The organism is Brachyspira catarrhinii (genome assembly GCF_005518285.1).
GTDB classification, from domain to species: Bacteria; Spirochaetota; Brachyspiria; order Brachyspirales; family Brachyspiraceae; genus Brachyspira; species Brachyspira catarrhinii.
In genome coordinates this window covers 1-2,693 of the sequence record NZ_SJDU01000316.1, presented here as the reverse complement: position 1 = coordinate 2,693, position 2,693 = coordinate 1, and the positions used below count along the sequence as shown (strand labels likewise).

Sequence of the window (2,693 nt, the reverse complement as noted above, 5' to 3'; positions counted from 1 at the left end):
AATGAAGAAATGATAAAGCAAAGCGGAAATATAAAAGTAAATACAGACACAACTAAAAATCAAATTTCCGAATACGAAAAACTTACTCAAAGCCTTGCCGCAGTTATTGACGTAAGAAACGCCGAAGCTAAAATAATTGAAGATAATTACGCAGGAAAAGAGAAAGAGCTTGAGGCTGTAAAAGCAAATATAAACGCACTTGAACAGCAAAAGCAGTTAATCACTTCATACTACACCGAAGCTAAAAAACAAGGAAAAGATTATTACGATGAAAGTTTACAGGGCATTATCGCACAAATAAACGGTAATGAAGAAGTTACAGGCTCGGTTGATGAATTAGGAAAGGCTTTACAGAAAATAAATCAATTAATATCTGAACAGAAACAGCAATACGAAGATTTGACTAAACCGCTATTAGATGTTAAAGCTATAGCTTCTCAGATATTATCATCTTTCCAGTCTGCTTATAGCTCAATAAGTTCTTCAATACTCTCTATAAAAAGCCTTGACTTAATAGACACTTCAAAGTTTGATGAACAAATAGAACATATACAAAATAAAATTGATGAGTTTGATGAAGAACAGGAAGAAAAAGAACAAGAACAACAAGAACTAAGTGATGAGGAATATGAAAATTATTTAGCTAGGCTTGATGAAGAATATGAAAAGGCAGTTGAAGCAAATGATTTGATGAGCCAAGAGGCTATACGAATAAAAAAAGAGGAATTACAGAAAAAGAAACAAGAAGAAGATAAGAAATTAGAAGAAGAGAAAAAGGCAAATCAAGAACGTGAAGAATTAGAAAGACAATTAGCAGAGGCTCAATACAATAAAGACTATGCCGAGTGGCAAAATCAAGTAAAATTAGCAGAACTTCAAAAGAATAAAGCCATAGCTGACGCTACTATTGCCCCTGCTTTAGCTGGAATTCAAACTGCTTTAGGTATGGCAACTTCATTTGCTCAGTTAGGTCCTATTGCAGGTCCTGCTATGGGTACTACTGTAGCTTTAGCAATAGCAGGAAGTGTGGCAGGAGCTGTGGCAGGCGTTCAGAGTGCCGCTTCTGCTTTAGACAATGTAAAAAGTAATCCGCCTGAAATGCCTAAATTTGAGTTCGGTACTACAGGCTATACTTTAGGGTATGGAGAAACTGCTTTGGTTGGTGAGCGTGGTGCTGAATTAGTTAAAAATATGGGCGGTATTTTACAAGTACAGTCTGCCGCACAAACTCAGGCTAGCGGAGGCAGTGAAAAAATAGGAATGTATATTGAAAATCTTATTTTTCAAGTTACTCAAAAACTTACAGCTGATGAAATATATAATTTTATGAACTCATTTAAAGCTAGAAACATACGATTTAGAAGATAGATTTTTACAACATATCCTTTTATAAAAAACTCTGCGGAAATTAATTTTTCTGCGGAGTTTTTTTATTTTTTCTCATTTTTTATATTTTTTTTCAAATATTATACATATGTATAATAAATATTTTTTTAATGATTTATAATATAGTGTATGAGTTATAATATTCAATTATTGATAAGAGATAAATATTCTGAAACTATATTAGATTTAGTAGATTTATCAAATCAGATAAAAATGTCAGATATTAATTCTGATTTAAAAGTAACTGAAGGTAATAGAATATCAGGTATACAAACAGGCATAGGAATGATAGCGGTAGGCAGAAAATTAGACTTTGGTATTCCTATTTTTGAATATAAAAATGATAAAAAACAATGGGTTAGACTAGATGAACAATATACTAAATATACATCTATTATATTATCTAACAGTATAAAAAGATACTATATAAGAACTTCGTATAATAATGAAATATATGAAGCAGAATATATAATAACTTCAGTAGGCGGTTATACTGTAAAATATATTAATAATATTGGAGTAATCAGTATATCTTTACAATCTTTAGATAAAGTATTTTTAAGACAGAAAGAAGAAACTTATAAATTAAATGTGTCAGGTGATAGTAAACAAGATATTAATTATAAATCTTTAAGTTTAGTACCAGTACCTTTATGCTTTAGTTTAGATTTTCTAGTTGTTGCAGGTCAATTAGATTTCATTTTTGCTAATAGACAAAACTTTGGTATACAGTGTATAGCTGAATTACAAAGTGGAAATTATACTGCAGATTTTAATGGAGAAACTCTCACTATAAATGGTATTGCCTATAATTACAATGGTATTCAGCCTGAATTAAATGTAGGTAATAATACATTTTATTTGGAAACTAATCAAACATGTACATCTGCTTCAATAAGATACAAAAGAGGTATTTTGATATGATAAGAATGCCTATAAAACTTACTTATCATTTTTTAAGAGATGAAATATATAGACTTCCACCTGCTCCGTATATTGCGTTTGAAAAAACAGGTAATTATATAAAAATAAATAATAACATATATGCTGAAAATGCTTATAAAACATATAATTCTTATGAGTTTAAAGTAAATAAAAGAGGAGGAGAAAGTGGAAAAATAACTTTTAATACTCCTGTTAATTATTTTAACATAAATGACAGAGTAGAATATTATCTAAAAGGTAAAAAAAGGTTTGCTGGATATATTGAAAGTATAGATAATGCTGGACTTAATATTACCGTTATCCCAGTTTGGGGACGTTTGACTTATCAGTATATACAAGGAGATTTAATATTAGAAGCAACT

2 protein-coding genes and 1 pseudogene are annotated in these 2,693 nt (G+C 29.9%); all 3 read left to right on the top strand.

Annotation, left to right across the window (positions count from 1 at the left end):
* On the top strand, nucleotides 1–1,368 hold a 1,368-nt coding region (locus EZH24_RS14175; protein ID WP_161976138.1), incomplete at its 5' end, for a coiled-coil domain-containing protein.
* A 147-nt stretch (nucleotides 1,369–1,515) separates the two neighbouring features.
* Entirely contained in the window at nucleotides 1,516–2,310 is a 795-nt protein-coding gene (locus tag EZH24_RS09905) for a hypothetical protein (protein ID WP_137998985.1), read from the top strand.
* Nucleotides 2,307–2,693, top strand: a pseudogene (locus EZH24_RS09900) (hypothetical protein); the annotation flags it as partial. The gene EZH24_RS09905 and the pseudogene EZH24_RS09900, both read left to right, overlap by 4 nt.